Source organism: Brasilonema sp. UFV-L1 (genome assembly GCF_012912105.1).
Classification (GTDB): Bacteria; Cyanobacteriota; Cyanobacteriia; order Cyanobacteriales; family Nostocaceae; genus Brasilonema.
On record NZ_QMEA01000076.1, the window covers coordinates 23,086 to 30,622 of the forward strand.

Annotated in this window: 7 protein-coding genes; 5 read left to right on the top strand and 2 right to left on the bottom strand. The window is 40.4% G+C overall.

Annotated features, from left to right (window positions below):
• Position 1 precedes the first annotated feature (1 nt).
• The 3 genes from csm5 to DP117_RS21165 all read left to right on the top strand — a co-directional run bounded on the left by csm5 (position 2) and on the right by DP117_RS21165 (position 2,843).
• Complete coding sequence (gene csm5 / locus DP117_RS21155) at positions 2–1,297, top strand: type III-A CRISPR-associated RAMP protein Csm5 (protein WP_169220225.1); 1,296 nt, start codon at positions 2–4, stop codon at positions 1,295–1,297.
• A 5-nt stretch (positions 1,298–1,302) separates the two neighbouring features.
• The gene (gene cas6 / locus DP117_RS21160) at positions 1,303–2,061 is read left to right on the top strand and encodes a CRISPR system precrRNA processing endoribonuclease RAMP protein Cas6 (RefSeq protein WP_169220226.1); all 759 of its coding nucleotides are present in this window, start codon (positions 1,303–1,305) and stop codon (positions 2,059–2,061) included.
• Between the two features lie 275 nt (positions 2,062–2,336).
• Positions 2,337–2,843: a hypothetical protein gene (locus DP117_RS21165; protein WP_169220227.1), complete on the top strand. Its 507-nt coding sequence runs from the start codon at positions 2,337–2,339 to the stop codon at positions 2,841–2,843.
• A 114-nt stretch (positions 2,844–2,957) separates the two neighbouring features.
• Here DP117_RS21165 and DP117_RS21170 read toward each other — a convergent pair whose 3' ends face one another.
• Together DP117_RS21170 and hemH are read right to left on the bottom strand one after the other, a co-directional pair.
• A complete protein-coding gene (locus tag DP117_RS21170; RefSeq protein WP_169220228.1) occupies positions 2,958–4,052 on the bottom strand; it encodes a glycosyltransferase family 4 protein in 1,095 nt (364 codons plus the stop codon).
• 1,071 nt (positions 4,053–5,123) lie between these two features.
• Entirely contained in the window at positions 5,124–6,287 is a 1,164-nt protein-coding gene (gene hemH / locus DP117_RS21175) for a ferrochelatase (RefSeq protein WP_169220229.1), read from the bottom strand.
• Between the two features lie 93 nt (positions 6,288–6,380).
• On the opposite strand from hemH, the gene DP117_RS21180 reads away from it, so the two are divergent.
• On the top strand, positions 6,381–7,004 hold the full coding sequence (locus DP117_RS21180; RefSeq protein WP_169220230.1) for a class I SAM-dependent methyltransferase: 624 nt from the start codon (positions 6,381–6,383) through the stop codon (positions 7,002–7,004).
• Between the two features lie 152 nt (positions 7,005–7,156).
• The coding region (locus DP117_RS21185; RefSeq protein WP_211176249.1) for a hypothetical protein at positions 7,157–7,537 on the top strand (381 nt) is incomplete at its 3' end.

Here is a 7,537-nt window from a genome sequence, read left to right on the forward strand (position 1 = left end):
CATGGTTCTTTCTCCTGAATTTGCTCTCAAGAAACCGGATTTCTATCAATCAAGAAGGATACAGTTGACTAGTCCTATTTTACATATTGGGTCATCTGTATCTAGATTGAATCCTTTTGAATATGTGCAGACAGCTAAAAAAGTCTACCTTCCTAACCAAGAAGCATTAGCAAAAGCTTTACAGCAACAAGGAGGACGATTTCTAAATGACTATATCCAAGCCATTGAAGAACATCAGGACATCAGCAGGCTATTGAAACAAGCCTTCGGTAATGAGTGGTGGAGTGCTAAAGACACAGATGGAAACCCAATTTTTCCCAAAACCGCCATTAGTCAAAAATTGACAGAAGAAAGGATTACAGATTTACGTCCGATGATTCGCAATGGTATGGGAGATCTATTTATCCCTGGTTCCTCAATTAAAGGAGCAATAAGAACTGCTCTTGCTTATCATTTACTTAAATACCCAGAACGCTACAACATCCCTTCATCAAATAGAGTTAGCGAGATTGAAAAAACTCTCAGACAAAGGTTGGGAGAACTTAGCAATAAAAATACCCAAAAAAATGTTGACGATGACTTATTCATGGAAAGTCTGTTTTCAAACTTTTCTCTCACCTATCAAGGTAAAACTTTCTTTGGTAAAAGTCAGAATACAGATTTCTTGCGCTGTTTAAAAGTCAGTGACTCAGAATCATTAGTTGAAAGAGTTGAAATAAAAATTACAAAGAAGAAAGGTCAACCAACACCCGTCAATTTACCTGTTGTCGCTGAGGTGATAGTTTCTAGCAGGTTTCCTGATTATATAGCTAAATATAGAGCATCGATTTATGCTGAGATGGTGTGGAATGTGCAAACTGAGTTTACTCTCAGCTTAGACACAGAAATGCTTTCATGGTTTAAACACAAACAAGGTATGAAAATACCATTTAGCAATCTTGATGAACTTTTACAAATATGTCAGGAGTTTACTCAAGAACAATGGGACTATGAACATGATTATTGGCAAGAAATAGAAAATAATCCTAGAGCATCAGGCAAGAATTTAGATTTTAATTATATCCGCGAATTTTATGAACCAGAAAAATCTCCCTATAGCCTAAGACTGGGATGGGGTAGTAGTATGACAGGAACTACAATTGGTTTACTGCTAAAAGATGAACTGCGGGAAGAAATTCGCGATACTTGTGGTTTAAAAGCATCAGGCTTTGAAGCACCAAAATCTAGGCGAACTGTGATGAATCCGAACGGCGAAATTAAACTTGTTCCAGGATGGGTTAAATTCAAGACTTTATAATACTCATGCTAATTCGTTCAACCTGGATATTAAACGTATCCGAATCAACAGTTTTACCCCGTTCCTACGGCTTAGAACTCGTTAAGCAACTACACAAAGAACTAGACTTAGAAATGGGAGGCGAAACCATTCCCCCAATTTCTTTCTCAGGAATTCTTGGATTATCAACCATTACCAAAGACTTTTTGACCTTCCATCCAGAAGAGTTTTACCGATTATCTCTCTGCGGATTGCAGGACGTTACAGCCAAAACTATTTCTGCTTTGAATTTATCAGAATCTCTAGAATTTCTCGGAGCTAAATTCAACGTCATCAGCCGCGAAGACGAAATCACTAGCTACGAAGAACTATACACAAATTTCGTAGCAAATGAACCAGAACCAGTCAGACGATTTGACTTGCAATTTCTCACACCAACAGCTTTTGCACAGGGTAGCACACCATTACCTCTTCCCGTACCTGCATTGATGTTCCGCAGTTGGTTAGAACGTTGGAATCATTTTGCACCTGTTTATTTGGGAAGCGATGAATTAATTGCTTACCTTAGCAATGCAATTCTTCTTAAGCATCACAAAATGAAAACCCAAAGTTGGCAATTACACAAAGGTTATGTCAATGGGTTTGTTGGTGATGTGACACTACAAGTTTTCAACCGTGCTGATTCTTTGCTGGCGAATGTGGCTAATTTATTGGTTCAGTACGCAAGGTTTTCAGGTACGGGGATGAAGACGCGGTTGGGGATGGGACAGACAATTGTCAACTAGTCTAAGCACACTCAAACACTTATTTAGAATAAAATAGCCCTGGATAGTGACGAGTTCTCTGGCAAGACATCAGACAAGTGATAAAAATAACATTTCTATGAGAAATAGGCAAATAAGGAGAACTGCTTCAGTTTCATTTCAACCTGAAGATTGAGGTTTTTTACTGCTTCAATATTTATCGTTTCTGGTGAGTTGGCTCACTTCACTTAATTGTCAACAGAAGTGGGCGAAAGACTTTTTAAGTCAACAATGACAACATAACTTGGGATGACACTATGAATTATCTTGTTGCAGTTCTACCAGACAGATCAAAAGTAGAAGAAGCTTACACGGCCCTAGAAAAAGAAGGTTTACCCACCAATCAAATTGATATTTTAGGCAGGGGATACAAAAGTGCTGATGAGTATGGGTTCATCAACCCAAATCAGCAGGCAAAGAAAGGGATCAATCGTTTGACATCCTGGCTAATTCCCTTTGGTTTTGTTGCTGGTTACGCCTTCAACCTTTTGACGGGTATCGAAGTGCTTCCCATTGGCAGACTTGGTAATCACCTCATTGGTGGATTGTTGGGAGCGGCTTCTGGTGCTTTAGGTGCATACTTTGTTGGTGGTGGAGTTGGTTTAACCGTGGGGAGTGGGGATGCTTTACCTTACCGAAACCGCCTCAATGCAGGCAAGTATCTGATTGTCATTAAAGGGAATCAAGAATTAACCAATCAAGCAACTCGCATTCTGCGCCAATTTGAGCCAGAGAACTTGCAAGGCTATGCTGAGCTAACTTAGAGATTTTGGCAGAAATTTAGGCTGCAAAGACCACTTTTGGTTCAGAGGAGAAGTTCCTTGGGGCGATAGACAAAAGAGGATATCGTGCGGAGTGTAATCGCCCCAAAATGCTTCTTAGCCGGAAATAGACTTGTTGCTTGAAGTCACTAGATTGGGGAAATGTGCGTTACTCAAAGCAAACTGTTCCGCCAGAATCTTGTAATAAGCTGCTTCATAGCCATCAGCCATGTTCTGAATACTGAAACAATTCCAGACATACTCCCGACACGCAAAGCGATCTAGTTCTGCAACCTTGCTCACAGCACTCACACATTCTTCAACGCTGTTGCACAAAAATCCTGTTTTACCGTGAGCAATAACCTCTTTTGTAGACCCCAGGTTCATCGCAATCACTGGGGTACCAGATGCCATTGATTCAACCATCACCAATCCAAACGGTTCTCGCCAAGTAATGGGGAATAGTGTTGCTACCGCACCTCCCATTAAAGCATTTTTTTGCCTATGATTGGCTTCACCCAAATATTCAATTTGCTGACCATCAATCAAAGGTTTGATTTCTTTTTCAAAGTATTCCACATCAACGACATCCACCTTACCCGCCATCTTCAAGCGCCAGCCTGCTTGTTTGGCAATTTCTATCGCTAAGTGCGTTCCTTTTTCTGGAGAAATTCGACCTAGAAACGCCAAGTATGGCGGCTCATCAGGTTGGGGATAAAATTTATAACTGCGAACATCAATCCCGTTATAAATTGTTGCTACATAATTCAGCCCTAGCCTTTGTTCTCGTTGTGCATCAGAAATACTAACGTAAGGCTGATTTTTTGCGTATTTAAACACTTTTTCGTTGTCAGGAGTAAAAATCCCATGCAACGTGTGAATAGTCGGTGTCTCTACCAGATTGGCATATGTTAAAGCGATACATCCCACGTGAGAATGAATAATATCAAACTCGTTAGCTCGCTCATATACCCGACCGAAATTCAGCATATCGTATACACCGTGTTCTTTCACAGTTTTATCCAGTCGTAGGGCACGAGGATGAACTGATTCAAGCTTTGCCAAAGTGATAGAATCTCCTGATGCAAATAACGTCACTTCATGTCCACGTTTGACTAATTCATCGGTCAAAAGTGCAACAACTAACTCTGTACCGCCATAAGCTGGAGGTGGTACTCTTTCCCAAAGTGGAGCTACTTGGGCAATTCGCATAAAAACCCTCCCAAAAAGTTAAGTTTGAAATGAAAAATGGATACTTTCTTATCAAATGAAAGATTTCCAGATACTTAGAATGGTGAAATCTGAGTTAGCGGACAAAGTATAGTCAGAATTTAATAAGCACTTTATATGTTTCTTGAAAGAGTTTATGTCTATCTTAGGTAGGGAAGTTATTCTTTGCCTAAGAAAAATATATCTTTGTCATTAAGAAGATTTCAAATTCAAATATTTATTTCCAGAGATTGATGAACATTTAAAAACACTCAGTAAATATTGTTCTCACTAGCATTTCTACCTCATCAAGAATAGAACAATTGAAATAGAAACATATCTAGTTTTCATGATCTGCAATGTTGTCAATTACCTTTTCGGATAATTTTGAGAATGGTATTGTAAACACATATAAAGTCATTTTTCCCTGCCAAAGACAATTAATATCGCTAAAATAGTATTATCCACATAACATAGTGTGGTTAATAAACCAGAACTACAGGATAGAGGTCCTGCAGATGCTGGTAGTGTTTGAGCAAAGTTTGATAAAACATCGGGAATAGCAATTAGACTTAGGTTCTCGTACTCCAGAACTTAAAGAGTCGAGAAGATGGTGTGTGCTATTACCTAATTCTTACATTGTGTATTCACAAAAGTAGTAAAAATCACTTTAAAGCATATGCCTATGAACAGACCAATTGCATGGTTAAGCGTCTTCCTCGTACTTCTCGGTTACTGGGTTCTAGTTAATCTAGTAATGTAAAGCAGTGAAAACTGTTGTCGGTTGGGTTTTCCATCCAGGAGAACCCAATATTTTTGTTTTTGATAAGTAGTCGTAACCCAATTCCTCTGTATTTGACTATCGCAGCTACTAGAGAAAACGGGCGTGAAAGTGGAACGAGGAGAGTTAACGCGACTAGTTGATACGAGTTTTCGCCGTTAAGGATTAGCTAACTAAATTGTTCATAGGCTACAGTTGTGTTTTCACCACATAAATTTCAAGTATTTATAATTCATCATTACTAACTTAATAACGAATAATGACGAATTACAAGTGATGACATCGCGATTTGACTATAATAACCCTACCATGTGCAGTAAACCGTGACCTGTAACCAGTTCGATAATCAATGCTATGAAGCCTAACATGGCAATACGACCATTCCAAACTTCTGCACTGCTTGTCATACCCCATTCCCAACGTTCTGGTGGGTAGATTCTCACCTTCTTCTTCCATTGACTGACTTGCGAGAACTTCAGACTGGGGGATTGCAACGCATCTATCACCATGTCAGCTAGCGCTTTGACAAAAACCGGATGTGTGTTGAGTGCAGGTACACGACGGAAATTGTGAATTCCTGCTTCTTCTGCAATTTCCCGATACTCAAGATCAATCTCTTGTAGTGTCTCGATGTGTTCTGAGACAAAACTGATGGGTACAACAACCAAATCTTTCACACCTTTTTGGGCGAGTTCTGGGATAGCGTCTTCTGTGTAGGGTTGCAGCCATTCCACCGGACCAACGCGGCTTTGGTAAGCTAAAATGTGGGGATTTGGTCGATTGAGGGTTTGCATAATCAAATAGGTGCATTCCTCAATTTCTTGCTGATAAGGATCGCCTGCTTCTTCAACGTAACTTTTGGGGACGCCATGAGCGCTGAAGAAAACATGAGCTTCGTCAGGATTGGGACACTGCTCTATTTCCCTTGCGACGAGCTGCGCCATTGCTTGCAGGTAACCGGGTTGTTTGTACCACGAGGGAATGACGGTGTAATCAATCTGCTGAAGTTTTGGGTTTTCTTGCCAAAGTCTTTCTAAAAGCCGGAAGCTCGAACCACTGGTACTAATAGAAAATTGGGGATACAGGGGTAGTATGACAAGGCGATCAATGTCATCTTGGGTAATTTTGGCGATCGCCTCTTCGGTGTAAGGATGCCAATAACGCATACCCACATAGATATCCGCGTCTTGTCCCAAGGTACGCAATTGTTCTCTCAACGCTTCTCCCTGAGCTTCGGTAATGCGTCGCAATGGCGAGCCGCCGCCAATTTGTTTATAATTCTCTTGAGATTTTTTTGTGCGCCTTGAAGCAATCCACCAGGCTAGAGGTTTCTGCAACCAGGTAAAAGGTAGGCGAATGATTTCTGGATCAGAAAATAGGTTATACAGAAAAGGTCCAACATCCTCTAATTTGTCTGGACCACCGAGATTGAGTAATAAGACGCCTACTCGACCCATAGCAGTAATAATCCCCCAATCTTTTCAGCTTTTTTACTAATGTTAACAATATATCTTGAATAAATATCCAAGTTAACAACAGGAGAAGAATTTGTGGCTACAATTTTAAGAGATTGGAGTTACCGCTATCAATGGTTGTATGATAGTGTCTCTCGCTTAGCGGCTCTGAGTGTAGGTGGTGAAGAGCATTTCCGGCAATTGGCTTTACAAGGATTAACAATTCACTCAGATACCAAAATTCTAGATTTATGTTGCGGTAGTGGTCAAGCGACGCAGTTTTTGGTGAAATTGTCACAAAATGTCACAGGGCTAGATGCTTCTCCATTATCTTTGAAACGAGCACGGCAGAATGTTCCCCAAGCTGAGTATGTAGAAGCTTTCGCAGAAGATATGCCCTTTGCAGACAATCACTTTGATATCGTGCATACAAGTGTCGCACTGCATGAAATGGAACAAAAGCAACTACAGCAGATTGTCAAACAAGTCTATCGAGTGTTAAAGCCAGGAGGGGTGTTTACACTCGTGGATTTTCACAATCCTACCAATTTTCTCTTCGTACCTGGATTGTTGGTATTTTTGCTTTTGTTTGAGACACACACGGCTTGGCAGCTGCTGAAAACTGATTTAGCTGGGTTATTGACAGAGATTGGGTTTGAGGTGAGTGAACCTAAGTTGTATGCAGGTGGGAGTTTACAGGTGATTCAGGCGAAGAAATAAGGTGGAAGTGCGCCCTTGGAGGTTCCTCCGAGGGCACCACCTGCCATTAGGCTCAAAGTCGTTTCAAACTTACACTAATGGTACTTTAGTCCAACCAGGGGGTAATATTCTTATGACTCTTAAGTATGTCAAAGGATGACAGGTAATGATGAATGAACATCACTGAAAAGTTAGCCCTGGTTGTTCGTAAGCTTAATATAGTTCAAGTAGGACTCCTTGTTGAAATGGCGCAAGCCATGACTGTAGAAATAGAGGAATTTATTCATGAGGGTAGTGATATTCTTGCTCCTGAATTTGTTACAAATTTCTCAAATCGTCTGGTAATTCATCATGCAACTCATGTAGAAAAATTCAGTAAAAAAGCCTTTGAGTATGCTTTTGCAGCGGCTTCTACTTCTGCGGTAAGAAATGCCTCTATTACTCTCAACTCTACAAATCCGGGGGAGGATGTCATGGTTGACGGAGTAAAATTTTCGTTAAAAACAGAAGCTTCAGCAGGACTTACTCCGTTTCATCAAACCCGGAAAAACTGC